Below are 24,219 nucleotides of genomic sequence, written 5' to 3' on the forward strand. Positions count from 1 at the left end.
GCCGCTGGACCAGCGTGGGACCCGTCGAAGGAGGATCGATGCCGACCACCCCCGCCACCGTGACCGCGAAGGGCTCGTGGGAGCCGAGCGCTCCCGCGCCGCACCACGTGCTGCAGGACGCGCACCTGCCCGTGATGACCCTCCGCGAGTCCGCACTGACGAACAACACCGCCGTCATGCAGGCGTACGTCGAGCGGCACGGGCTCCTGTTCGCGCCGCACATGAAGACGCACATGGCGCCGGCACTCGCCCAGCGGCAGATCGACGCCGGCGCGTGGGGCGTCACCCTGGCGTCCGTGCAGCAGGCGATGGTCGCGTGGGAGCACGGGATCCGGCACGTCCTGATCGCGAACGAGGTCCTCGACCCGGCAGGACTCCGCTGGCTCGCATCGCGCCGCGCCGTCGACCCCTCGTCGGACGTGCTCTGCTACGTCGACTCGACCGCCGGGGTCGACGCGGCCGCCGCCGCCGCGTCCTCCGTCGACGGCGAACTCCACGTTCTGGTCGAGGTCGGGTTCCCCGGCGGTCGTACCGGCGCCCGATCGGCGGCGGCAGCGACATCGGTCGCGGGAGCCGCCTCCGATGCCGGTCTCGTCCTCCGCGGGGTCTCCGGGTACGAGGGCGGTCTGCCCGGCGTCGACGAGGCCCGCGCGTACGTGGCCGGCGTCCTCGACGTGGCCGCGGCCGTCCGCCCGCTGGTCGCCGGACCGCGCGCCCTGTTGAGCATGGGCGGCAGCGCCTGGTTCGACGCCGTGAGCGAGGCCGTCGCGGCCCGCCCGGACGACCTCGACGTGCTGCTCCGCTCCGGCGCGTACCTGACCCACGACGACGGCTTCTACGAGGAGCGCACACCCTTCCACCGACACCCGACGGAGGGCACGCTCCGCGCAGCCATCGAGGTCTGGGGGCGGGTCACGTCGTGCCCCGAGCCCGGCCTGGCACTCGTGGCCGTCGGCAAGCGGGACATCTCCTTCGACGAGGGGCTGCCGGTGGTCCGGCAGATCCGGACGGGAGGCACGGCTGACGCCACACAGAGCGTCCCGGCACCCGGGGCGGTCACCGTCACCCGTCTCGACGACCAGCACTGCTACCTCGCGCTGGCGACGGGGGTGGCCCTGACGCCGGGCGACGTCGTCCTGTTCGGCATCTCGCACCCGTGCACGGTGTTCGACAAGTGGCGGCAGGTGCACGTCATCGACGACGACGACACCGTGCTCGAGACGATCGCGACGTGGTTCTGATGACCGTGACGGATGCGCAGGAGCTGCCGGCCCGCAACGCCGCCCTGTCGCTGCGCCGCGGCCTGCGCATCCTCGACCTCGTCGCCGACCGCACCAGGAACGGCGAGCCGTCCGTCAGCCTCACGACCCTGAGCGTCGAGCTCGGGACGTCGAAGTCGACGGTCCTGCGGCTCACGGCACCCATGATCGAGAACGATCTGCTGCGCCGCACCGCGGACGCCGGGTTCACGCTCGGGCTCGGGGCGCTCCTGCTCGGCCAGAGCTACCTCGAGGGCATCGACCTCCGTGCAGCCGCCGCACCGTTCCTGCGGCGGACGGCGGAACGCACCGGGCTGACGTGCCACCTCGTCGTGCCGGACGGCACCGACATCGTGTACGTCGACAAGGTCGAGACCCGCGGGACCGTCCGGATGGGGTCCAGGATCGGCAACCGTCTGGCGATGCGCAACACCGCCTCGGGCAAGGCCATGGTCGCGTTCGGGGACCCCGAGCTGCTCGACCGCGTGCTCGCGCACCCGGCGACCGCGATGACCGAGCACTCGATCACCGACGACGACCGGTGGCGGCAGGAGATCGGCAGGACCCGGGAACGCGGGTACGGCATCGACGACCGCGAGAACGAGCCGGACATCCGGTGCGTCGCCGCCCCGGTCTTCGACCACGCCAACCAGGTCGTCGGGGCGATGAGCATCTCGGGGCTCGCCTCCCGCTTCCGCACGACCGCGGTGCGGGAGCTCGGTGACGGGGTCGTCCGCACCGCGCTGGAGATCTCGGTTGCGCTCGGATCGTCGTCCGCGCAGCTCGCCCTCGCGCGGGGTGCCCGGTGACCGGCGTCCTGACCTTCGGCGAGACGATGCTGCTCCTCGCCGGACGCGGAGCGCTGACCGACCTCGACACGATGCGCGTCGACACCGGCGGCGCCGAGAGCAACGTCGCGATCGGCCTGGCGCGTGCCGGGGTCGACGTGACCTGGATCGGCCGGGTCGGTGCGGACCCCGCCGGTGACCGGGTGCTCGCCGACGTCGCAGCAGAGGGCGTCGACGTGGTCGCGGTGCGGGATCCCGAGCGGTCGACCGGGATCATGGTCAAGGAACGGCTGGCGGACGGCCGCACCCGTGTGACCTACCACCGACGCGGCTCCGCCGGTTCCGCGTTCACGCCGGGAGACCTGCCGTCGGAGATGGTCGAGCGCGCGTCGCTCCTGCACGTGAGCGGGATCACCCTGGCGCTGTCCGAGACCGCCCGTGAGACCGTGCACGCCGCGGTCGTCCGGGCGCACGACGCCGGGGTGCCGATCGCGTTCGACGTCAACCACCGGCCGAAGCTCGTCGACGACGTGACCGGACGCGGGTACTACCGCGCGGTCGCTGCACGGTCGTCGGTCGTGTTCGCCGGTGACGACGAGGCTCGACTGGTCCTCGGGCACGACGAGGACGACGGCGACGAGGAGTCGCTGGCGCACGAGCTCGCCGCCCTCGCGAACGGTCGCGCCGTCGTGAAGCTCGGGTCACGCGGTGCGGTCGCCTCGATCGACGGGGTGCTACACCGCCGCGCGGCGAGCCCCGTCGCCGTGGTCGACCCGGTCGGTGCCGGTGACGCGTTCGTCGCCGCCTGGCTCGCCGCCGACCTGGCCGGCGACTCCCCCGACCGGGCCCTCGACCGCGCCGCGGACGCCGGCGCGCTCGCCTGCACGGTGGACGGCGACTGGCGCCGTCCCGACCCGGCAGCGCTCGGCGTCGTGGACCCGGCCGGCATCGACCACGCCGTCCACGACCGCGTCGACCGCTGACCACGATCCGAAGAAGGAACGCACGATGACCGACACCGCATCCCCCGCCACGGGCCCCCAGCGACACCGTCACGACGCCGGCCCGACGATCGCGATCCTGCGGGGCGGGACCGGCGACCACGTCGAGGACGTCATCCGCACGCTGGTCGACAGCGGCGTGAGCGCGATCGAGATCACGACGAACACCCCGCGGTGGCGCGAGGGCATCGCGTGGGCCGCCGAGCGCTACGGCAGCGCTGCGTCGATCGGCGTCGGCACCGTGCTCGACACGCGACAGCTCGACGAGGCAGCGGCAGCGGGAGCCACCTTCGCCGTGAGCCCGCACACCGACCAGGCGATCGGCGAACGGGCGCACGAGCGGGGGCTCGGCTGGTACCCGGGCGCCGCGACGCCGACCGAGATCGTCCGGGCGTGGCAGCTCGGTGCCCGGGCCGTGAAGGTCTTCCCCGCCGCGCCGCTCGGCGGCCCCGCGTTCCTCAAGCAGGTGCTCGCGCCGCTCGACTTCGTGGACGTCATCCCCACCGGGGGCATCGGGGTCGACGACGCGGCCGAGTACCTCGCCGCCGGCGCGGTCGCGGTCGGTCTCGGGTCCCCGCTCGTCGGCGACGCGCTGACGTCCGGCGACCTCGACGCGCTCCGTGGGCGGGCCGAACGCCTCGTCGCCGGGCTGTCGAGGTGACGAGCGTCCTGCTCCGCGGCGGCTCGGTCGTCGGCGAGACCGGAGCGCTCCGAGCGGACGTCCTCGTCGAGGACGGTCGGATCACCGGGGTCGGGACGGACCTCGACGTCCCGGCCGGCGCGACCATGGTCGACTGCGGCGAGCGCCTCGTCATGCCGGGGTCCGTCGACGCGCACTCGCACGGCGGCTCGCTGGTGTTCGAACCGGAGGTCCAGCTCGCGCTCCTCCGGCAGGGCGTCACCACGATCGTCACCGGACAGGACGGCGTCGGCCCCGCTCCGGGAGACGGGTCCTACGCGGACACCTACTTCGCCGCGATCGACGGGCCGCACCCGACGTACCGCGGCGGCGGCATCGGCGCGCTGCTGGACACGTACGACGGGACGACCCCGGTCAACGTCGCGACGCTCGTCCCAGCCGGCACCGTCCGGCAGCAGGTCGTCGGCGACGTCGACGGGCCCGCGACGCCCGAACAGCTCGCGGCGATGCGGGCCACCGTGCGAGCGGGCCTGGACGCCGGCGCCGTGGGGCTCGCGACCGGGCTCGACTACGTGCCGGGGCTCTTCGCCGACACGGCGGAGCTCACCGCGCTGTGCACCGAGGTCGCAGCCGTCGACGGGCTCTACGTGTCGCACATGCGTGGCGGCTACGAGACGAACGCCCGCGCGGGGCTCGACGAGATCGCCGCGATCGTCCGGTCGTCAGGGGTCCGGGCGCACGTGTCGCACCTGCACGCCCCGGTCGACCTGCTGCTCGAGGCGCTCGCCGACCTCGAGCGGACCGGCACCCCGATGTCCTTCGACGCGTACCCGTACTCCCGTGGGTGCACGATCCTGTCGATGCTCCTCCTGCCGGCGGCCCTCGCCCGCCCGGGGACGACGGACCTCGCCCGGACGATCGCCGATCAGGACGGTCGCGCCCGTGTCCGCGGTGCGGTGCTCGACCGGGTGCTCGGCCGCGCCGACCTCGGCACCGGGTGGGCCGAGCAGATCACGCTCTCGCACGTCCCGGCGGCGGAGTTCCACGCGCTGCAGGGCCGGACGCTCGCCGACGCGGCCGAGGCCACCGGGACCGACCCGGTCGACCTCGCCCTCGACGTGCTCGTCGACTCGGACCTGCAGGTCACCGTGGTGATGCGGGTCCCCCGGCCGCGGACCGCCGACGACCTCGCGCCGCTGTTCCGGCACCGGGGGCACGCAGCGGGCTCCGACGGCATCTTCGTCGGCACGCACCCGCACCCGCGGGCGTACGGCACGTTCGCGCGGTACCTCGAGGAGTACGCGGTCGCGGGTCGGCTGACGTGGCCACAGGTCCAGCGGAGCCTGTCGACCACCGCCGTCGAGCGCTACCGGCTCGGCGACCGCGGACGGGTCGCCGTCGGGGCGGTCGCCGACCTCGTCGTGGTCGATCCGGAGACCGTCGCGGCGCAGTCCTCGTACGACCACCCGATGCGTGTCGCCGAGGGCATCGACGACGTCCTCGTCGCCGGGGTGCGGGTGCTCGCGGACGGTGCGCTGACGCACGAGACCCCCGGTCAGGGTCTCCGTCGGGTCGGTGACGGGACTCGCTGACCGGGGGTCGCTGAGACTGGACTCAGCTGCGCGGGATCAGGCGTCCTCGACGTCGGTGACGCGGGTCTTCGTCGGGAGGACCGCGACGACGTCGATCTCGACGAGGATGTTCGCGAGGTGCGACTGCACGGTGGTCCGGACCGGGTACGGCTCGGAGAAGTGCTTCGCGTACTCCTCGTTGAAGGCCGGGAAGTCGCGGTCCGAGTGCTCGAGGTGCACGGTCGACTTCACGACGTCGTCGAGCGTCGCGCCGTGTTCGGCGAGGACGGCGGCCACGTTCGCCAGGACCTGGGCGGTCTGACCGGCAACGTCGTCGGCGAGCGCCCCGGTCGCGGGGTCCTGCGGGCCGAAGCCGGCGGTGTAGATGAACCCGCCCGCGACGATGCCCTGGCTGTAGGGTCCTGCGGGCTTGGGGGCGTTGTCGGTCACGATGGCGGTCTTCGTCACGGTGGCTCCTCACGGTGGGGGTCGAACGGGGCCTCCAGGCTAGAGTGCGCCGTGGGGGCGTGCCCGGCCGTCTGCGGGTCGTATTCTGGCCTGCAGAACGCACCACGAGCCTCCAGTGCGAGCACCACTCAGCCACCGTGACTATCGTCGTGTCGTGCCGTCCGCCCCGTCGTCGATCGCCGCCAGCCGTCGCCGCGCGGTCGATCTGGTCACGAGTCTGCCCACCTGGGCGACGGTCGTGCTCGTCTGGGTCGGTGGGCGCGTGCTCTCCACGCTGTGGCTCGCGCTCGCGTACCCGCTGATCGGGCGGTCGCAGCCGGAGAACGCGATCTGGACGAACGACCACGGGTTCCTGCGGTTCCTCACCGCGTGGGACGGCCAGTACTACGAGCAGATCTCGCTGCACGGCTACCCCACGACGCTGCCGCTCGACGCCGCCGGACACGTGGCACAGAACCCGTGGGCGTTCCTGCCGGCGTTCCCGTTCACCATCCGGTTCGTGACCGTGTGGACCGGGATGACGTTCGAGGTGGCGGCGCCGCTGATCGCGCTCGTGGCGGGGATCTTCGCCACGTTCCTGCTGCACCGACTCGTCCGGGAGCGTGCCGGGGACACCGCCGCGCTGTGGGCCGTCTTCTTCTTCACCTGCGGGCCGCTGTCGTTCCTGCTGCAGGTCGGCTACGCGGAGAGCATGTTCCTCGCACTGACCTTCGGTGCGCTGCTCGCGATCGAGCACCGGCGGTACGGGCTCCTGACGGCGCTCGGGGTCGCCGCTGCGTTCACGCGGCCGGGGGCGCTCGCGATCCCGTTGACGCTCGGCATCGTCGCCCTGGTGCGCTGGGTCCGGCTCCGTCGCGCAGGTGACCGCGTGCTCGACCGGTTCCCGTTGCGGGAACAGCTCACGGTCGTGCTGTCGGGGCTCGTGATGGTCGCCGCCGGTGTGGCGTGGCCGGTGATCGCGTCGCACGTGACCGGGCGCCCCGACGCGTACCTGGCGACCGAGATGTCGTGGTGGGTGAACTTCATCGGGCGTGTGGACTTCGTGCCGCTGACCCCGTGGTTCCTCACGACGCTGCAGTGGGTCGGCATCGGTGGGATCCCGATCGTGATCGGGCTCATGGTCGGGTACCCGATCTGGCTCCTGCGCCGCTCGACGAGGAAGCTCGGGCTCACGACGCTGGTGTTCTCCGGCGGGTACGCGCTCTACGTCTTCGCGGTGTCGCTGCCGATGGCCTCGACGCCGCGGCTGCTCATGCCGCTCGCGCCGCTGATGGGCTCGCCCGAGCTCGTCGCGAAGCCCTGGATGCGCTGGACACTGGTGTCGTGCGCACTCGTCGGGCAGCCCGTGCTCGTCGCCGTGCTCTGGCTGCTCGGCCCCCGTGACCCCCCTCCCCCGCCTCCGACGCTGACGAGACGCCGCCGGACCGACGAGACGCCGCCGAACCCGGCGGCGTCTCGTGCGTTCGAGGGCGTCTCGCGCGTTCGGCGGTGCCGACTAGAGCTCGACGGTGCCGTGACGGCCGACGTCCGGCTGGGACTGCCCGCCGAGTGCGGCCTTCATCGTCTGGACCAGGCTGCCGACCGTGCCGGCATCCTGCGTCCAGTACTCCACGGAGTCGCCCTCGACGGTGAGCAGTCGGATCGAGGGGTCGTCGCGGCCGTCCGGGAACCAGGCCTCGGCGAACGGTGACCAGAGTTCGTCGATCACCGAGTCGTCCTGGGTGACGGTCGCGGTGCCGGCGATGGAGAGGTACCCGCCCTGCGACTCGATCGCGACGTTCACGTGCGGGTTCCTGGCGATGTCCTCGACCTTCTCGCTGCCGTCCTGCACCAGGAAGCGGAGTGTGCCGTGGAAGGCCTTGTCCTGCACGGCGAGCGGCCTGGCGTGCAGGGAGCCGTCCTCGCTGACCGTGGTCAGCAGGGCGGTGCGGGCTCCGTGGACGATGTCCGAGATGGCGGCGCGCTGGTCCGTCTGGGTGTCGGTCATGGTGCTCCTTCGCATCGTGCGCCCCGCCACCCGACGTGCGGCCTGGCGAGCGGGGCCGTACCGTTCGGACCAGTCTGCCCCCGATCCCTGGAACGCGTCCGAACGGCTCAGGCGGGCTCGTGGATCGTCGTCTCGACGTCGACGACCTGCGGGATGCGCGGCATCGACGCGAACCCGAACCGGACCGGCGGGTCGAGCGGCACCAGGGAGCCGAGCGGTTCGTCCGCCCAGGTCCCGCGGACGCCGGTGACGTCGTGCGCTCCGGTCACGCCGTAGTACTCGCGTCGGCCGCCGCCCGCGGTGCCAGCCGTCCCTGCCCCCGGTGCCACGAGCCGTGCGATCGGGTCGATCGCGCGCAGCCACCGAGGGTCGCGGGCGATCGGCTTCGGGACGACCCGCAGCACGCGACCGAGCGGCGAGATCGTGCCGACGTCGATCGCGGCGCGGAGCGGACCCGCATCGAGGTCGATGCCGGATGCGGTCCGCCGGGCGGTGACGTCGACGACCTCGACGGCGTCGAAGCGGTACGTGCCGGAGACGTACGCGGCGACGATCTCGTCGGGGGCGAGCAGCACGCTCGACCCGTCGGGGAGCTCCACGAAGACGTCCGTGAACGCTCCGAACGGGGAGCGCTCCCACATCCCGACGACGAGTCGCACGCCGGAGCTGGTGCCGACGCCCGTGATGCGTCCGCGGAACCGGCGTTCGACGATGGCAGGGCGTGACGACATGCCCTGGACCGTACGCGGCGCTGCCGTGAGCCGACACTCCGGGCCCGGGCCGAGCCTCCCGACCGCGCCGCGCGCGGCCGCGGGAACCCGCCCGCGCTACGGGACGGGGACCGGCTCCGCCAGGAGCTCACGCACGCGGGGTGCGACCGCGGTGCCGTACAGCTCGATCGAGCGCATCATGTCCGCGTGCGGCAGGCGCCCGGTGGCGTAGCGCATGTCGAACCGCGTCACGCCGAGGATCCGCATGTTCCGTGCGATCTTCCGCGCGACGGTCTCCGTCGACCCGACGTACAGCGACCCGCCGGCCGACAGCCCGGCCTGGTACTGCGCCGCGTCGAGGGGCGGCCATCCACGCTCGCGCCCGAGGCGGTCGGTGACGGCCTTGTGGTACGGCCAGTAGCGTTCGGCGGCTTCCTCGTCCGTGGCGGCGACGAACCCGGGCGAGTGCATCGCGATGGGCTGCTGCGGCAGCTCGAGCTGCGTCAGCGCCTGCCGGTAGAGCCGCGAGAACGGGGCGAACTGCGCCGGCTGCCCGCCGATGATCGCGAGGAACAGCGGCATGCCGTAGGACGCCGCACGGATCACGGACTGCGGTGACCCCCCGACACCGATCCACGTCGGGATCGGACCGTGCTCGAGCTTCGGGAAGACGTCCTGGTCGGTCAGGCTCGCGCGCTTGGTGCCGCTCCACGTGACGGGGTCCCCGCCGCGCAGTGCTGCCCAGAGCTGGAGCTTCTCCTCGAACAGGACCTCGTAGTCCGCGAGCTCGTAGCCGAAGAGCGGGAACGACTCGGTGAAGGAGCCTCGCCCGAGGATGACCTCGGCGCGGCCGTTGGAGATCGCGTCGACGGTGGCGAACCGCTCGTAGACGCGGACGGGGTCGTCGGACGACAGCACGGTGACCGCGGACCCGATCCGGATGCGCTCCGTGCGGGCGGCGATCGCCGCGAGGACGACCTCGGGGGCGCTGACCACGAAGTCCTCGCGGTGGTGCTCACCCACGCCGATGAAGTCGATGCCCACCTGGTCAGCGAGGACGGCCTGGTCCACCACGTCGCGGATGCTCTGCGCATCGGACTGCTGCGAGCCGTCGGCGAGTTCGGTGACGTCGCCGAACGTGTCGAGGCCGAGCTGCACGGGTCCGACGCGGTCGGGTGCGGGCGGCGGGACGTCCGACGGACGACCGGTACCGAATGCGTTGCTCATCGCGCCCTCCAAGTGAATGCGTTTGCATGAATCTAGCACAGTTGCGTGTCCTCGGACAGTCCGCGTGTACGGTCGCGCGCATGCCCAAGATCCCCGACCAGACTGGCCGACGCATCGTCGTGACCGGAGCGAACAGCGGCACAGGCAAGGAGACCGCCACCCGGCTCGCCGAGGCCGGCGCCTCCGTCGTGCTCGCCGTCCGGACGCCGTCGAAGGGCGACGCCGCCGCCGCGTCGATCCGGCAGGCACACCCGGGCGCCGACGTCGAGGTGCGTGAGCTCGACCTGGCCGACCTGTCGAGCGTCCGTCGGTTCGCCGCAGGGATCGTCGACGAGGACCGACCGCTCGACGTGCTCGTGAACAACGCCGGCGTGATGATCCCGCCGAAGCGCTTCGAGACCGTCGACGGCTTCGAGCTGCAGTTCGGGACGAACTTCCTCGGCCCGTTCGCGTTGACGAACCTCGTGATGCCGGCACTGCTCCGGGCGTCGTCGCCCCGCGTCGCGACGATGTCGAGCCTCGCGGCGATCCCCGGGAGGATCCGGTTCGACGACCTGCAGTGGCTCCGCGGGTACTCCCCGTGGCGGGCGTACGCGCAGTCGAAGCTCGCCGACCTGCTGCTGTCGCTGCACCTCCACACGCTGTCGGTCGAGCTCGACTGGCCGCTCGTGAGCACCGCGGCGCACCCCGGGTACACCCGCACGAACCTGCAGTCGTCCGGTCGCTCGCTCGGTCGGTCACGGCCGGTGTCGTCGAAGCAGCGGGCGTGGCCGTTCACGCAGGACGTCGCGCAGGGCAGCGAGCCGCTGTTGTACGCGGCGGTCGGGCCGAACGCCGTCGGCGGCGCGTACTACGGTCCGTCGGGGATGTTCGGCATGGTCGGTCCGACCACGAACGCCCCGATCCCCCGCTCGGCGCGGAGCCCGGAGCTCGCCCGCAGCCTGTGGGCCGTCGCCGAGGACCTCACCGGGACGCACCTGCCCGCCTGACGCGCGCGCACGGCCGGGAGGCTCGGCGCACGCCCGCCCCGCCGGCCCGGCCGCGAGCGCGGCCGGTGACACCCCCGCGTCAGGCGTGGTGGAGTTCGACGCTGCCGTCGATGTCGCCCGGGTCGGCCAGGCGGGCGTGCTGCAACACGGTGCGCCCGGGTCCGACGGCCGCGGCCACGATCGACAGGGTCGCGAAGTGTCCCTCGGGCTCGTGCGCGTCGCGGAGGATCGCGTCGGGATCGTCCGACGACAGCGCGGCCGACGCGGCGAGGACCCCGAACCAGGGGCTCCACCCGTCACCGGCGTCCGTCCCGGCATCGGCGGCGCGGAGCTCGTCGAACGGGGCGAGCTCCGGCGGCCCGACCGGTGCGTCGACGGCGCGGAAGGGCTCGAGCCAGCGACCGATCCGCGGCGCTGCCGGATCGTCGGGCTCGCCGTGCGTGATCATGTGCACGCCGGGCTCGAGCACGGTCGTCCGGACCCGCGACCCGTCCCAGGAGATCACCGACGCCCCGGACAACGTGGCACGGACGAGATTGAACGCCCTGGTGGTCGGGACGGTGTCGTCGTGGCCGGGCAGCACGCCGTCGGCCACCGCGTCGACGGGCAGCACCCCACGCGTGGTCCACGTGCCGTCGGCGGAGGGGACGTCCTCCCAGCGGTTCAGCACGACCGCGAGCCCGCCCTCGTCCGAGGCCGCCAGCCAGGCACCGCCGGCCTCGCGGTCGCGGACACCGCGCAGCCCGGGGTCGCGGTCGGGCCACCACGCCGCCGGTGGGTCCCACGGGCGGGTCGGGGACTCGTCGCGCATGGCCAGCACGGTGACGGGCCACGCCGAGCCCGGTTCGACACGGACGACGACGGTGCACATGGAGCCGATCCTGCCATGCGCGCCCGAGCACGAGCACACGCCCGCGCCCGAGCACGAGCACACGCCGGCACCCGTGCCCAGCACACGCCCGCTCCGGCCACGTCCCGCCGGGTAGCGTGGCCGACGTGACCAACGCACCGCAGCAGCGCAGGACCATCGTCGTCGGGATCACCGGGGGCATCGCGGCGTACAAGGCCGTCCAGGTCGTCCGGGAGTTCGTGAAGGCCGGCCACGACGTGCACGTCGTCCCCACCGAGGGCGCCCTGCGCTTCGTGGGGCTCCCGACGCTCGAGGCGCTCAGCAGGAACCCCGTCTCGACGAGCGTCTTCGAGGAGGTCGCCGAGGTCCGCCACGTGTCGCTCGGACGTCGGGCTGACCTCGTGGTCGTCGCACCCGCGACCGCCGACTCGCTCGCGCGGATGGCCGCCGGCCTCGCCCCCGACCTGCTCGGCACGACCCTGCTCGCGACCGAGGCACCCGTCGTCGTCGCGCCGGCGATGCACCCGCAGATGTGGGAGCACCCAGCGACCCGGGCGAACATCGCGACCCTCCGTGAGCGCGGCGTGCACGTCGTCGGCCCGGAGGTCGGGGCCCTCACCGGCGACGACGCCGGCATGGGGCGCATGTCGGAACCCGACACGATCGTCGCGGCCGCCCTGGCGGTGCTGGGGCAGACGCAGGACGCGGGACGACCCGACGGGGGTGAGCCGACCCTCCAGGCCGGAACGACCGGAACGACCGGGACGACCGCAACGACCGGGACGACTGCCCGCGGCGAGCAGGGCGACCTGTCCGGCGTCCGCCTCGTCGTCAGCGCCGGCGGCACCCGCGAACCGTTCGACCCCGTCCGCTTCGTCGGCAACCGCTCGAGCGGCCGACAGGGCGTCGCGATCGCCACCGCGGCCGCGGCCCGTGGCGCCGACGTGACCCTCGTCAGCGCGAACGTCGACGGCGGCCTGACCCGAGGACTCGACGCGCACGTCGTCCAGGTCGGGTCGGCGCTCGAACTCGCCGAGGCCGTGCACGCCGCGGCAGCGGACGCGGACGTCGTCGTGATGACCGCCGCCGTCGCCGACTACCGACCGGCCGAGGTCCGCGCCGAGAAGCTCAAGAAGGACGCGCAGGGCGACCGGATGACGCTCGAGCTCGTGCGGAACCCCGACGTGCTCGCGGACCTCGTGGCGAACCGCCGGACCGGGCAGATCGTCGTGGGCTTCGCCGCCGAGACGGAACCGGACCGCGATGCCCGGATCGAGCTCGGCCGCGCGAAGATCGCCAGGAAGCCGGCCGACATGCTCGTGGTGAACCGGGTCGGCTGGTCAGAGGGGTTCGAGCGCGAGGAGAACGCGATCGAGGTGATCGTCCCCGGCGGCGAGGTGGTGCGCGCCGCCTCCGGCACGAAGGCGGAGGTCGCGGCCGTCGTCCTCGACCTCGTCGCGACGGCGCTGGCCTGACCCGCCCCGCCCCGGCCCCGCGCCCGCCCGATCGCGGCGCTGCCGGATCCTGGGCCGGCTCTGAGAGCGTCGACGGGCACGCGGGCCACGATGGTGCCATGGGACGACGCTCAGCACGCGCCAGACGCGCCAACCGGACGGCGGCACTCCTCGCCGTCATCCTCGGTGGCGCCGGCGTCACGCACTTCCTCCGCCCGCGCGGCTACGACCGCATCGTCCCGGAGGGCCTGCCCCCACGGACCACGACGCTGGCCTCCGGCGTCGCCGAGCTCGGGATCGCGGCGGGGCTCGCCGTCCCGGCCACCCGCCGCGCGGCCGGCATGGCGGCCGCCGCCCTCTTCGTCGCGGTGTTCCCCGCGAACGTCAAGATGGCGAAGGACCTGCTCGACAGCCCGCGGTCGACCCGCACCATGCGGATCGTGTCGGTCCTCCGCCTGCCCCTGCAGGCACCGCTCGTGTCATGGGCGCTCCGCGTCGGCCGGTCAGCCCCACGCCGATGACCGCCTCGCCGGACAGTCGGGCCGCGGAGCCGCTCCTGCACCGTCCGGTCACGGTGCACGCGTGGGAGGACGTCGTCTTCGCGCACTGGCGGCACGACCCGGCGTCGCTCGCTCGGCTCGTCCCCCGCGGGACCCGACCGGACGTGGTGGACGGGAGTGCGTGGGCCGGCCTCAGCGCGTACGTGTTCCGCGAGACGCGCGTGCCGCCGTTCCCGCCGTCGGGTCGTCTGGGCACGATGACCGAGGTGACGATCGAGATCCTCACCGTCGACGACCGCGGTCGGCACGGAGTCGCCTACCGGACGATCGACACGGCGAACGTCCCGGCCATCGTCGCGGCGCACGCGTTGCTCGGGGTCCCCTACGCGTTCGCGCACGCCAGGGGGAAACGGCGGGGGGACGCGCTGCGGTACCGCTCGGTTCGGCACCCTGATCGGTTGCGTCGCGCACGGCCGGGAGGCCCGGCTCGCCCCCGCCACGCCGCGTTCGTCCGCGTCGTGGCCGGTGCCACCGACTCCTCACCGCTCGCCGCCGAGCTCACCACGCGCGCGGGGATCCACGCCAGACACCTCGCGCAGACCGTCTTCTGGCAGCGGGAGCACCAGCCCCTCGTGCTCCGCTCGGCGACGCTCGAACGGCTGGAGGGCGACCTGCCGGACGCCGTCGGCATGCCGGGGCTCTTCGACCGGGCACCGGATTCGCTCCTCGTCCTCGACGGCACGACCGTCCGCTACGGCTGGGGTGACGTCGTCCGATGAGCGACCCGTTCGCGCTCGACCGCTTCGTCCGCGCGCAGGACGGCGTGCAGGACACCGCGCTCGCCGAACTCGCCCGGGGCCGGAAGTCGTCGCACTGGATGTGGTTCGTGTTCCCCCAGCTCCGCGGCCTCGGACACAGCCCGACCGCCGAGCGCTACGGCATATCCGGCGCCGACGAGGCCCGCGCCTACCTGGCCCACCCCGTGCTCGGCCCGCGACTGCTCGCCGCCGCCGAGGCAGCCGGCACCGCCCCCGCGCGCTCGGTCGAGGAGCTGGTGGGCGGCATCGACGCGCTGAAGCTCCGGTCGTCGATGACGCTCTTCGCCGCCGTCGCCGAGGACCCCCGGCCGTTCCGATCGGTGCTCGACCGGTGGTGGGGCGGGGCCGAGGACCGCCGGACGACGGACCTGCTCGGGCCGAACCCGTCGACGGGTACGTGACACTCCCGGAACCGACCGGAACGCCGTTCGCATATCAGGTATCGTGACCGATGCGTCCGCACAGATCCCGAAACAGGTGCGGAGCCCCCGATCCGAAGGACACAACATGCCGGTCCCCAGCAGCGCCCCGACCGAACACCAGCTGCTCCGCGACACCGTCCGCCAGAAGATCCACGAAGCGATCATGGACGGCACGCTCGAGCCCGGTGAGCGACTCAACGACGACGAGCTCATCGCATGGCTCGGCGTCTCGCGCACCCCCATCCGCGAGGCCCTCAGCCAGCTCGCCCGCGCCGGGCTCATCGAGATGGCGCCGAACCGCTACACGCGCGTCACCACGCCGGACCCCGGAGAGGTGATCGAGGCGCTGCAGACCCTCGGCGTGCTCTTCGGCGGCGTCGTGCGTCTCGCGGTGCCGCGACTCGGCACAGCAGCGCGCAAGAAGATCCTCGCCACGATCGACAAGACGATCAAGGAGTTCGAGTCGCACGACGTCAAGGGCGTCAACACCGACGCCCTCGGCGTCTTCGCGCTCTACGTCGACGAGTGCGGGAACGAGAACCTGCGGCGCGTCTGCCTCGACACGATGGACGGCCTGGCGTTCCGGTTGCGCCTGCCGAACCTCGACGAACTGGTCGACTGGGATCAGATGCTCGCCGACTTCAAGCGACTCCGCACCGCGACCGAGAACGGCGACAACATCGAGGCCGAACTCGCGACCGAGGCGATCCACCAGCTCCCCGGCGAGAAGCACTGAGCTGTATCGATCAGGTGTTGCTCGCCGATCCGGTGTTGCACTGAGCAGCCGTACAGGAACCGCCCGTCCCGGACCCCGGGGCGGGCGGTTCGTCCTTCGCGTGTCTCCCCACGCGACGCCCCTGGCACGCTCCCAGCGACGCGATCCGGGCAGCCGGTAGCATCGCCACGACCGCTCGACGACGACCCCGGAGCAGCAGATGACGCAGCGCCAGCCCGAACCGCACACGGGGCAGACGGACCGCACCGAGATCGCCGCGCGCCTCGCCGCCGCGGTCGGCCGCATCAACCGTCGGGCACGCACCGATTCCGCCGCACTCGGGTACGGGATCGTGTCGGCGCTCGCGACGATCCAGCGCGACGGACCCCTGCGCCCGGGCGACCTGTCGCGGCTCGAGGTGGTCACGAAGCCCACGATGACCCGTATCCTCACCGAGCTCGAGCAGCGCGGGTTCATCGCCCGCGAGGCCGACCCGACCGACGGCCGCGCGTTCATGGTGAGCGCCACACCTGAGGGCATCGCGGCGGTCGAGCTCGCCCGCTCGGAGCGCACCGGGATCGTCGCGTCGCTGATCGCCGAGCTCCCCGCCGAGGACGTCGACGACATCGCCCGCGCCCTCGGAGCACTCGAGCGCGTAGCACAGGGCCAGGTCACCCAGGAGACCCACAGCTCCACGGTCTGATCGGGCCGTTACCGAACCGTTATCGACGGGTGGACGGACGGTTCTGCCAGTGATCCCGGACGGACCGTCCAGGGTGACCCGTCATCGTTGCCGCTTCGCCATCGCTGCGGCCGCCCCACACGGCTGCCCACTCGGCGAACGGACGGGCCCCACACCACCGTCCGGTCGCACACCGGCTCTCGGTGCTCTCTCGCGATGACGCAGTGCGCACGTACGAACCGCCCGAACCACCGGAATCGATGACAGGACAGATCCCCGACCTCCCGACCACCACCACCACCACGACCGGCACCCGCCGAGCAGCCCTGGACTCCCCCAGCCGCAGGATCCGACGCACCCTCCGCAAGCGCGGCGTGCTCATCGCCAGCGGTGCAGCGGTCCTCGCGATCGCCGGCGGTGCACTCACGGTCACGACACAGCCGGCACTCGCCGAGGCCGTCGGCATGCCGACGTCGAGCCCGACCCCAGGACTCAGCGGCACCGCCCTCGACCGTGCCCAGGCAGCGGCGACCGTCGCGACCGCGAAGACCGTCGTCGAGAACGCCAACGACAAGACGGACACGTCGAAGCTCGAACAGCAGATCTCGTCGCTGTCGAACCCCGCGAAGCTCTCCGGCGGTGCCCTGTCCGAGCGGATCGCGTCCACCGTCGACACGACCCAGGACGTCGCCCAGGCGAGTGCCGACCAGGACAAGCAGGACGCGGACGCGAGGGCGGCTGCGGCGAAGGCAGCGGCGGACAAGGCCGCCGCGGAGCAGGCGGCCGCCGATGCGGCAGCGGCAGCGCAGGCCGCGGCAGCAGCGCAGGCGGCGGCGAACTCCCCCGCCGGGGCGAAGGCCACCGCGAGCTCCCTCGCGTCGTCGAAGTACGGATGGGGCTCCGACCAGTTCCAGTGCCTGAACAGCCTCTGGACCAAGGAGTCCGGCTGGAACTACAAGGCGTACAACCCGTCCGGTGCGACCGGCATCCCGCAGGCGCTGCCCGGCTCGAAGATGGCCACGATCTCGTCCGACTGGGCCGACAACGCGACCACCCAGGTCACGTGGGGGCTGCAGTACATCAAGGACGCCTACGGCACGCCATGCGCGGCGTGGGGCCACTCGCAGGCGACCAACTTCTATTGATCGGCTGACCCTCCCCCTTCCGGCCCCGCCGGCCCCACCTCCCCCTTCCGACCCGGAACGACAAGGTCGCTGTCGTACGACAGCGACCTTGTCGTCGTCAGGCGTCTGCAACAGTTGCGGTCGCTCGGCAGCGACAGAGTCGCTGTCGTACGACGAGGGAGCTGTCGTTCGTTGCGGACGCAACCGACGTGCCCTGGACGCGGCCAGAGCCGGACGGGAGGCGCGGTGCGGCGCCGCACCGGGCCTCCCGTCCGTCGCCGGGCGCGACCACGGCCCGTGGTGAGACGGCAGGTCGTGTCGCCATCGCGGACGGCACCCGCCGTCGTGTAGGCATGCACGGTGACGACGATCGGACTCCGCCGCATGCGGCCGCGCGACCCCGCAGAGGGACACCGCGCCGCCAGCCCGCTCGAGCTGCTCTTCGACCTGGTGTTCGTCGTGGCCGTCGGGTTCGCCGCGACGAACCTCCACGAGATCGAGGCCGAGGGGCACATCTCCTCCGCGATCGTGTCGTTCGCGTTCGTGTTCTTCTCGATCTGGTGGGCGTGGCTGAACTTCACGTGGTTCGCGACGTCGTTCGACACCGACGACTGGCTGTACCGCGTGATGACGTTCGTGCAGATGGCCGGTGTCCTCGTGCTCGCCGCCGGCGTCGGCCCGGCGATGCAGGACGGGTCGTTCACGATCGTCGTCATCGGGTACGTCGTGATGCGGCTCGCACTCGTCGGGCAGTGGATCCGCGTCGCGGCATCGACGTCCGAGTACCGGGCGACCGCACTCCACTACGCCCTCGGCATCACCGTCGTGCAGGCGCTCTGGGTCGCGATCCTGTTCCTGCCAGAGGGATGGCCGCGGTTCGTCGCGCCAGTGCTCATCCTGCTCGAGGTCCTCGTGCCGGTCTGGTCCGAGTCCCGGGCACAGACCACCCCGTGGCACACGCACCACATCGCGGAGCGGTACTCGCTGTTCACGCTGATCGTCCTCGGTGAAGGGCTCGTCGCGTCCGCGAGCGCCGTGATCGACGGACTCCGGCACGCTGAGCACCTCGGGCCGTTGCTCGTCTTGGCCGCCGGCGGACTGGTCATCGTCGCGGGCCTCTGGTGGATCTACTTCTCGCACGAGCAGCACGACCACATCCGCGGCCTACCGAGCGCGCTGGTGTTCGGCTACGGGCACTACTTCGTGTTCGCCGCCGCTGCCGCGGTGCCCGCCGGGATAGAGGTCGCGGTCAGCGCCGACGCGGGCGAGGCCGACCTGTCCCACGCGTCCGTCGCCGCCACGATCGCGGTGCCCGTCGCGCTGTTCGTCCTCGCGATCTGGGCGTTGGCCCTCCGGCCGTCGCTGTCCGTCGGGTGGAACACCGTGGTCGTCGTGCTGACGCTGGCCGTCCTCGCGACCATCGCGGTGCCGGAGGTGTCGCTCGTCGCGACCGCGCTGCTCGTCGCCGCGATCGTCGTGGTGCTGGAGGTCGCGGACGCGAGGGCGCGTCGCTGACGGGCGGGTGGCGCGTCGGTGCCGACTCGGAACGACAGGATCGCTGTCGTACGACAACGACGATGTCGCTCCCGAGCGCGTGCAAAAAACCGACTGTCAGCCGACTCGCGCGACGCGGACGTCGATTCGAGCCAGCACGAGACCGTTGCGCGCCGCCTCGGCGAGGGCCGCGTCGTGCACGGCTCGTGCGACCTGCGGCGCCGGGACGACACCGTCGGTCCCGATGACGACGCGGAGCACATCACCGTCGACGACGATCCGTGGCGCCGATGCCGGCGTCGTCAGGTGCCGCACGGACCTCGCGGTGCTGCCGAGTGTCGGCTTCGCGTGGAACAGGTCGGCGACACCGGCCACCCCCAGCACGGCCGTCTCGATCGAGGCCAGGGCGACGGCCGATCCCGTCTCCTGGGGCTGCACGTCGTCGTCCTGCATCTCGCTCATCGTTCCTCCTCCGACGTCGTCTCGATCAGGTCACGGACGACCACGTCGATCGCCTCGACCACCAGGTCCGTGTGCTCGGCGAGCGCCGAGTCCACCGCGGCGCGGACCAGGTCGGCGGTCGTCGGGATGGACGGGCCGGCGACGATCGCGACCTCGACGGTCACCCGCACCGGGGCCGCGAGCACGGTGACGTCGCCGTCGATCGAACAGCGTGCGACGACGATGCCCGGAACCGCGTCACCTGCTCGACGGACCAGCGAGCGGATCGCTCCCTCGGTCATGACCGGGTGTTCCGTCGCTGCCTCGGCGCGGAGCGGGACGTCGCGGCCGGATCGGGCCTCGAGCGAGATGTTCGCGAGGACACCACCGATCCACGACTCGTCAGCGGGGGCTTCTGCCAGGGCCGCCGCCTCGAGCGAGCCGAACGACACCTGCCGCAGCCGGATGATCGCTGCGAGTGCGTTCTGGCAGGCCGGTGAGTCGTCGATGTCCGGGTCGGCCGGCTGCATGCCGGCGTCGAGGTAGTCGGCGAGCTCGTCGATCGTGTGTCCGTCGAGGTCCTCCGGCTCGAGGGCGGCGAGCACCACGCGGTCGGGCTCGAGCGGTTCGGGTGCGGCAGTCATCGCCATCCCTCCATCAGACGGATCATGTTCTTCCTGGCACGGGACAACAGCCCGCGGACGGTCGAGAGCGGCACGTCGAGTTCCTCCGCGATCTCCTCGTAGCGGTACCCGAGCACTTCCTTCATCAGCCAGCACCGCCGCTGCGCGTCCGGGAGCTCGGCGAGGGCGACCTCGACGGCGTGCTCGCGGTCGCGCGCCTCGGCGACGCGTTCCGGGGCGTCGTCGGACGGGGCAGCGACCTCGAGCTCGGTGACGTCGTCGTGGTCCCGGCGCGCTCGGATGCGGTCGATGCACTTCCGGCTGAGGATCCGCATCAGCCACGCCTTCACGTGCGCGTTGTCCTGGAGGGCGTCGAGGCGGTTCCAAGCCGTGATGAAGGTCTCCTGCACGACGTCGTCCAGCTCGTCCGTCGAACCGAGGGTCCGGCGTGCGTACGCGCGGAGCAGTGGCGTGTGTCGGCGGATGAGGACCTCGAAGGCACGGACGTCGCCGTCGGCCGACCGTCCGGCGAGGACACCGTCGTCGAGGTCGACGAGAGCCGTCCTGGGTGGTGGGTGGTGCACGGTTTCCTTCTACTGGTCGGAGTTGCGAGCGGGCTGCGCTCACGGATGTGACGCGTCCAGACTGCACTTCGTCACACATCTCGGGCATCCTGGTCCCATGTCGCTCGTCACCGCCGTCTGCCGCGTCGACCGCTTGCTGCCCGACTCCGGCACGATCGGGATCACCGCGATCGACAAGCGTCCGGTCGACGGACCGGTCCGCGTCCGACCCCTCGGCCTCTACGCCGACGTGCAGGCGGACCGGAAGCACCACGGCGGGGAGGACCAGGCCGTCTACGCGTACGCCGACGAGGACGCCGCCCACTTCGCCGCCCTGCTCGACCGTCCGATCCCCGCCGGGCTGTTCGGCGAGAACCTCCGGACGTCGGGGATCGACGTCACCGGGGCCGTGACCGGCGAACGCTGGCTCGTCGGCGACACCCTGCTGCTCGAGGTCACGATCCCGCGGATCCCCTGCGGCACCTTCGCTCGCCGGCTCCGCGTGGACAAGTGGGTGAAGCGGTTCACCGAGGAGGGCCGACCCGGCGCCTACTTCCGGGTGGTCAAGTCCGGACCGGTCGCGGCGGGCGACCCGATCACGGTGGTCGAGCGCCCCGACCACGGCGTCACGATCGGCGACATGTTCGCGGGGATGACCCCGGACCAGGCACGGGCCGTCCTGGCGAGCGAACGGCCGCTCGCGCCGAAGGTACAGCGCGACGTGACGAAGGTCCTCGCCAGGATCGCTGTCTAGACCACCCGGAAGCGGACGACCTCGACCAGGTCGTCGTCACCCAACTGTGGGTAGTGCCCGGTGAGCCCGTCGCGGAGCGCCGCCACGTCGCCGACTCCTTCGTCCCGGGCATCGGCGTCGTCGATCTCGCGGACGCGCTTCATCGTCACGGAGTCGACCACGGCGTCGGCGGTCACGAACCCGTCGGCGTGCTCGTCCTCGAACACGAACGTCGTCGGGCCGATGCCCTGCGGATCGCGGAACCGGATCGTCGCGGTCTTCCGTCCAGCCAGCACGTCGTCGTGGTAGCGCCCGGCGAACCGCACGACCCGCTGGGCACGGGCGTCCGGCCAGTCGTAGGCGCCGGGGAGCAGATCGCGCACGGGGGTCCCCACCGGGTCGTCGTCACCGTCCCCCGGCATCAGCACCAGCACCTGGGACTGCAGGTCGAGCAACACCTGGCGGCACCGACCGCACGGCGGGATGACCCCGCGTCCGGCATCGGCGACCGCGACGATCGTCATGATCGGGTCGTCGGACACCGCTGCCGCGGCACCGAGGACGGCGAGTTCCGCGCACGGGCCTCCGGTGAAGTGCGAGACGTTCACGGCGGTGTGCACGCGGCCGGACAGGTCCATCGCAGCCGACGCCACGGTGTGGGTGACGTCACCGCCGAGTCGTTCGGCCACCGCCGTCGCGGCTTCGAGCACGGTCCGGTCGTTGCGCCACTGCATGGCCACAGCCTGCCAGATGCCCCGGTGCCGTCAGTCCGACCCGCGTCGGCGTGCCGGATCGATGGGCCGCTTCGCCACGGGCAACCCAGCGACCACGAGCTCGTAGGCATTCGCGACGAGGTCCTCGACGACGGTCTCGTCGATGCCGTCCCCTGGTGCGAGCGTGATCCAGTGCCGCTTGTTCATGTGCCAGCCCGGCGTGATCTCCTCGTGGTCACGGACCAGTGCGGCGCCGTGCGGCGGCGCGCACTTGAGGTTCACGATCGGCACCCCGCGGAGTTCGGACGTCATCACGAACATCTTGCCGACCACCTTGTAGACGAACGCGCCTTCGCCGAAGGGCTGGGTCTCCTCGGTCGCCGGGAGCGCCAGCGCGGTGCGGGCAGCGACCTCGTGCAGCTCCGTGCCGTCCATTCCCCCAGCATGCCCCACACCGCCGACAGCACCCCGTTCTGGGGTGCGACGTCGCGGCACGACGCTGCCTACGATCATTTCTGCCGCATGCCCGATGCGGCGATCTCGATCCAGGGGGAACCATGCGCGTCATCCGTACCATCGCCGTCGCTGCGGCCACCACCGTCCTCGCCGGGACGGTCGCGCTCGGCGGCGCGACCTCGGCGCAGGCGGCCACCACGACGTACAAGAACTGCGACGCCGTCCACAAGGCGTACTCCGGCGGCATCGCACTGAAGGCCACGAAGGACAACACCGTGCGGTCGGGCGGCAAGGTCACACACCGTGCGTTCAAGGGCACGGTGAAGAAGGACGACGCGCTCTACAACGCCAACAAGAAGCTCGACGCTGACGCCGACGGCATCGCGTGCGAGCTGAGCTGACCCGAGCGCCTACAGCGTCGGGACGCCCTCGCCACCGGACCGCGGACGGGCGGTGCCGGCGACCCCGGTGACGACCGAGTGCGGCGGGACGTCCTTCGTCACGACGGTGTTCGCGCCCACGACGGAGTCGTGCGCCACCGTGATGTCCCCGATCAGCGACGACCCTGCGCCGAGCACGACGCGGTCGCCGACGGTCGGGTGCCGTTTCGCGCCGGGGCCGTGCGCTCCCCCACGACCGCCGAGCGTCACGCCGTGGAACACCAGGACGTCGTCGCCGACGACCGCGGTCTCCCCGATGACGACACCCATGCCGTGGTCGATGAAGAACCGTCGCCCGATGCGTGCCCCCGGGTGGATCTCGATGCCGGTCAGGGCGCGGGCGGTCTGCGCGACGACCCGCGCCGCGAACCGGGAGCCGGGCAGCCCCTCCGCGATCCACAGTTTGTGGGCGAGCCGGTAGGCCCAGATCGCGTGCAGCCCCGAGTAGACGACGGCGTTCTCGAGGTCCCCGCGAGCAGCGGGATCACCTCGGCGTGCTGCGGCGAGGTCCTCCCGGACGGTCCGCAGCACGCCACGTCGGCGATGCGTCACGCAGTGAGCCCTTCGAACAGCACGGTCGACAGGTAGCGCTCGCCGGTGTCGCACACGATGGCAACGATGCGCTTGCCCGCGTTCTCCGGGCGCGCGGCGATCACGAGCGCGGCGTGGATGATCGCACCGGACGAGATGCCGGCGAGGATGCCCTCCTGCGTCCCCAGGTCACGGGCGACCCGCAACGCGTCGTCGAGCTCGACGTCGAACACCTCGTCGATGACGGACTGGTCGAGCACCTCGGGGATGAAGTTGGCACCGATGCCCTGGATCTTGTGCGGGCCGGCCTTGCCCTCCGTCAGCAGCGGGGAGTCCTTCGGCTCGACGGCGACGATCTGCACACCGGGCACGCGCTCCTTGAGGACCTGCCCGACACCGGTGATCGTGCCGCCGGTACCGACGCCCGCGACGAACACGTCGACATGCCCCTCGGTGTCGCGGAGGATCTCCTCGGCGGTGGTCTTCCGGTGGATCGCGGCGTTCGCGGCGGTCTCGAACTGGTGCGCCAGGATCGCGCCGGGCGTCTCCTCGACGATCGACGCAGCCTTGGACACCGCACCCTTCATGCCTTCCGGCCCCGGGGTCAGCACGATCTCGGCACCGTACGCGCGGATCAGGGCACGACGTTCGACGCTCATCGTCTCCGGCATCGTGATGACGACCCGGTACCCACGAGCGGCCCCGACGAGCGCGAGCGCGATGCCGGTGTTGCCGGACGAGCCCTCGACGATCGTGCCGCCCGGCTTCAGGTCCCCGGACTCCTCTGCCGCGTCGATGATCGCGACGCCGAGGCGGTCCTTGACGCTGGCGCCGGGGTTGTAGAACTCGAGCTTCGCGAGGACCTCTGCCCCGCCTTCGGCTGGAAGCCGGTTCAGCTTCACCAGCGGGGTGTTGCCGAAGGCCTGGGAGATGTTGTCGTAGATGGTGCCGCTCATCCGGTCCGTCCTCACTCGGGTCGAGTCCGCGACCCTTCCTGGAGGCGCGGTGTGCGCCCGATCC

Annotated in this window: 28 protein-coding genes; 16 read left to right on the forward strand and 12 right to left on the reverse strand. The window is 72.2% G+C overall.

Features of this window, described 5'->3' with window-relative positions:
* Positions 1-38 precede the first annotated feature (38 nt).
* The 5 genes from QK288_RS15815 to QK288_RS15835 are packed head-to-tail and all read left to right on the forward strand — an operon-like array spanning position 39 to position 5,280.
* Positions 39-1,241, forward strand: coding sequence for an alanine racemase (locus tag QK288_RS15815; protein ID WP_281265222.1), 1,203 nt, complete (start codon positions 39-41; stop codon positions 1,239-1,241).
* The gene (locus QK288_RS15820; RefSeq protein ID WP_281265223.1) at positions 1,241-2,068 is read left to right on the forward strand and encodes an IclR family transcriptional regulator; all 828 of its coding nucleotides are present in this window, start codon (positions 1,241-1,243) and stop codon (positions 2,066-2,068) included. The genes QK288_RS15815 and QK288_RS15820 overlap by 1 nt, the downstream gene beginning before the upstream one ends.
* Positions 2,065-3,030 carry a sugar kinase gene (locus tag QK288_RS15825; RefSeq protein WP_281265224.1) on the forward strand — a complete coding sequence of 322 codons (966 nt, stop codon included), beginning with the start codon at positions 2,065-2,067 and terminating at the stop codon, positions 3,028-3,030. Before QK288_RS15820 ends, QK288_RS15825 begins: the two co-directional genes overlap by 4 nt.
* Before the next feature lie 25 nt (positions 3,031-3,055).
* On the forward strand, positions 3,056-3,709 hold the full coding sequence (locus tag QK288_RS15830) for a bifunctional 4-hydroxy-2-oxoglutarate aldolase/2-dehydro-3-deoxy-phosphogluconate aldolase (protein WP_281265225.1): 654 nt from the start codon (positions 3,056-3,058) through the stop codon (positions 3,707-3,709).
* Positions 3,706-5,280, forward strand: coding sequence for an amidohydrolase family protein (locus QK288_RS15835; protein WP_281265226.1), 1,575 nt, complete (start codon positions 3,706-3,708; stop codon positions 5,278-5,280). Before QK288_RS15830 ends, QK288_RS15835 begins: the two co-directional genes overlap by 4 nt.
* Before the next feature lie 36 nt (positions 5,281-5,316).
* Here QK288_RS15835 and QK288_RS15840 read toward each other — a convergent pair whose 3' ends face one another.
* The 4 genes from QK288_RS15840 to QK288_RS15855 form a co-directional block, all read right to left on the reverse strand.
* Positions 5,317-5,727, reverse strand: coding sequence for a Rid family hydrolase (locus QK288_RS15840; protein WP_281265227.1), 411 nt, complete (start codon positions 5,725-5,727; stop codon positions 5,317-5,319).
* Positions 5,728-7,222: 1,495 nt separating this feature from the next.
* Positions 7,223-7,714: a pyridoxamine 5'-phosphate oxidase family protein gene (locus tag QK288_RS15845; RefSeq protein WP_281265228.1), complete on the reverse strand. Its 492-nt coding sequence runs from the start codon at positions 7,712-7,714 to the stop codon at positions 7,223-7,225.
* Between the two features lie 107 nt (positions 7,715-7,821).
* Positions 7,822-8,445 carry a hypothetical protein gene (locus tag QK288_RS15850; protein WP_281265229.1) on the reverse strand — a complete coding sequence of 208 codons (624 nt, stop codon included), beginning with the start codon at positions 8,443-8,445 and terminating at the stop codon, positions 7,822-7,824.
* Between the two features lie 96 nt (positions 8,446-8,541).
* On the reverse strand, positions 8,542-9,651 hold the full coding sequence (locus QK288_RS15855; RefSeq protein ID WP_281265230.1) for an LLM class flavin-dependent oxidoreductase: 1,110 nt from the start codon (positions 9,649-9,651) through the stop codon (positions 8,542-8,544).
* A gap of 80 nt (positions 9,652-9,731) precedes the next feature.
* Between QK288_RS15855 and QK288_RS15860 the strand changes: the two genes are divergently transcribed.
* Positions 9,732-10,640, forward strand: a complete 909-nt coding sequence (locus tag QK288_RS15860; RefSeq protein WP_281265231.1) for an SDR family oxidoreductase — start codon at positions 9,732-9,734, stop codon at positions 10,638-10,640.
* 79 nt (positions 10,641-10,719) lie between these two features.
* Here the strand turns inward: QK288_RS15860 and QK288_RS15865 are convergent, their stop codons facing one another.
* Positions 10,720-11,511, reverse strand: a complete 792-nt coding sequence (locus tag QK288_RS15865; protein ID WP_281265232.1) for an NRDE family protein — start codon at positions 11,509-11,511, stop codon at positions 10,720-10,722.
* A 125-nt stretch (positions 11,512-11,636) separates the two neighbouring features.
* Here QK288_RS15865 and QK288_RS15870 point away from each other — a divergent pair, with 125 nt between their 5' ends.
* The 8 genes from QK288_RS15870 to QK288_RS15905 all read left to right on the forward strand — a co-directional run bounded on the left by QK288_RS15870 (position 11,637) and on the right by QK288_RS15905 (position 18,720).
* Positions 11,637-12,965: a bifunctional phosphopantothenoylcysteine decarboxylase/phosphopantothenate synthase gene (locus tag QK288_RS15870; RefSeq protein ID WP_281265233.1), complete on the forward strand. Its 1,329-nt coding sequence runs from the start codon at positions 11,637-11,639 to the stop codon at positions 12,963-12,965.
* Positions 12,966-13,063: 98 nt separating this feature from the next.
* Complete coding sequence (locus QK288_RS15875) at positions 13,064-13,465, forward strand: hypothetical protein (RefSeq protein WP_281265234.1); 402 nt, start codon at positions 13,064-13,066, stop codon at positions 13,463-13,465.
* Entirely contained in the window at positions 13,462-14,223 is a 762-nt protein-coding gene (locus QK288_RS15880) for a DUF2071 domain-containing protein (protein ID WP_281265235.1), read from the forward strand. The genes QK288_RS15875 and QK288_RS15880 overlap by 4 nt, the downstream gene beginning before the upstream one ends.
* Complete coding sequence (locus tag QK288_RS15885) at positions 14,220-14,663, forward strand: DUF1810 domain-containing protein (protein ID WP_281265236.1); 444 nt, start codon at positions 14,220-14,222, stop codon at positions 14,661-14,663. Before QK288_RS15880 ends, QK288_RS15885 begins: the two co-directional genes overlap by 4 nt.
* Positions 14,664-14,769: 106 nt before the next feature.
* Entirely contained in the window at positions 14,770-15,420 is a 651-nt protein-coding gene (locus QK288_RS15890) for a GntR family transcriptional regulator (RefSeq protein WP_281265237.1), read from the forward strand.
* 199 nt (positions 15,421-15,619) lie between these two features.
* Positions 15,620-16,102: a MarR family transcriptional regulator gene (locus QK288_RS15895; RefSeq protein ID WP_281265238.1), complete on the forward strand. Its 483-nt coding sequence runs from the start codon at positions 15,620-15,622 to the stop codon at positions 16,100-16,102.
* A 239-nt stretch (positions 16,103-16,341) separates the two neighbouring features.
* Positions 16,342-17,226, forward strand: a complete 885-nt coding sequence (locus tag QK288_RS15900; protein WP_281265239.1) for a phospholipase — start codon at positions 16,342-16,344, stop codon at positions 17,224-17,226.
* A gap of 339 nt (positions 17,227-17,565) precedes the next feature.
* The gene (locus QK288_RS15905; RefSeq protein WP_281265240.1) at positions 17,566-18,720 is read left to right on the forward strand and encodes a low temperature requirement protein A; all 1,155 of its coding nucleotides are present in this window, start codon (positions 17,566-17,568) and stop codon (positions 18,718-18,720) included.
* Between the two features lie 96 nt (positions 18,721-18,816).
* On the opposite strand, the gene QK288_RS15910 is transcribed toward QK288_RS15905, so the two are convergent.
* The 3 genes from QK288_RS15910 to QK288_RS15920 are packed head-to-tail and all read right to left on the reverse strand — an operon-like array spanning position 18,817 to position 20,347.
* Positions 18,817-19,161 carry a hypothetical protein gene (locus tag QK288_RS15910; protein ID WP_281265241.1) on the reverse strand — a complete coding sequence of 115 codons (345 nt, stop codon included), beginning with the start codon at positions 19,159-19,161 and terminating at the stop codon, positions 18,817-18,819.
* Positions 19,158-19,784 carry a hypothetical protein gene (locus QK288_RS15915; RefSeq protein ID WP_281265242.1) on the reverse strand — a complete coding sequence of 209 codons (627 nt, stop codon included), beginning with the start codon at positions 19,782-19,784 and terminating at the stop codon, positions 19,158-19,160. The genes QK288_RS15910 and QK288_RS15915 overlap by 4 nt, the downstream gene beginning before the upstream one ends.
* A complete protein-coding gene (locus QK288_RS15920; RefSeq protein WP_281265243.1) occupies positions 19,781-20,347 on the reverse strand; it encodes an RNA polymerase sigma factor in 567 nt (188 codons plus the stop codon). The genes QK288_RS15915 and QK288_RS15920 overlap by 4 nt, the downstream gene beginning before the upstream one ends.
* Positions 20,348-20,444: 97 nt before the next feature.
* On the opposite strand from QK288_RS15920, the gene QK288_RS15925 reads away from it, so the two are divergent.
* Positions 20,445-21,080 (forward strand): MOSC domain-containing protein, encoded by a 636-nt coding sequence (locus QK288_RS15925; protein WP_281265244.1) that lies wholly within the window; start codon positions 20,445-20,447, stop codon positions 21,078-21,080.
* On the opposite strand, the gene QK288_RS15930 is transcribed toward QK288_RS15925, so the two are convergent.
* The gene (locus QK288_RS15930; RefSeq protein WP_281265245.1) at positions 21,077-21,793 is read right to left on the reverse strand and encodes an ASCH domain-containing protein; all 717 of its coding nucleotides are present in this window, start codon (positions 21,791-21,793) and stop codon (positions 21,077-21,079) included. The genes QK288_RS15925 and QK288_RS15930 overlap by 4 nt on opposite strands.
* A 30-nt stretch (positions 21,794-21,823) precedes the next feature.
* Positions 21,824-22,207, reverse strand: coding sequence for an MmcQ/YjbR family DNA-binding protein (locus QK288_RS15935; RefSeq protein ID WP_281265246.1), 384 nt, complete (start codon positions 22,205-22,207; stop codon positions 21,824-21,826).
* 122 nt (positions 22,208-22,329) lie between these two features.
* Between QK288_RS15935 and QK288_RS15940 the strand changes: the two genes are divergently transcribed.
* Positions 22,330-22,629, forward strand: a complete 300-nt coding sequence (locus QK288_RS15940; protein ID WP_281265247.1) for an excalibur calcium-binding domain-containing protein — start codon at positions 22,330-22,332, stop codon at positions 22,627-22,629.
* Between the two features lie 9 nt (positions 22,630-22,638).
* Here the strand turns inward: QK288_RS15940 and epsC are convergent, their stop codons facing one another.
* Together epsC and cysK are read right to left on the reverse strand one after the other, a co-directional pair.
* Entirely contained in the window at positions 22,639-23,220 is a 582-nt protein-coding gene (gene epsC / locus QK288_RS15945) for a serine O-acetyltransferase EpsC (protein ID WP_281265248.1), read from the reverse strand.
* Positions 23,217-24,155 (reverse strand): cysteine synthase A, encoded by a 939-nt coding sequence (gene cysK, locus QK288_RS15950; protein WP_281265249.1) that lies wholly within the window; start codon positions 24,153-24,155, stop codon positions 23,217-23,219. Before cysK ends, epsC begins: the two co-directional genes overlap by 4 nt.
* Positions 24,156-24,219 lie beyond the last annotated feature (64 nt).

The sequence above is a fragment of the Curtobacterium sp. 9128 genome, assembly GCF_900086645.1.
In the GTDB taxonomy this organism is placed as follows: Bacteria; Actinomycetota; Actinomycetes; order Actinomycetales; family Microbacteriaceae; genus Curtobacterium.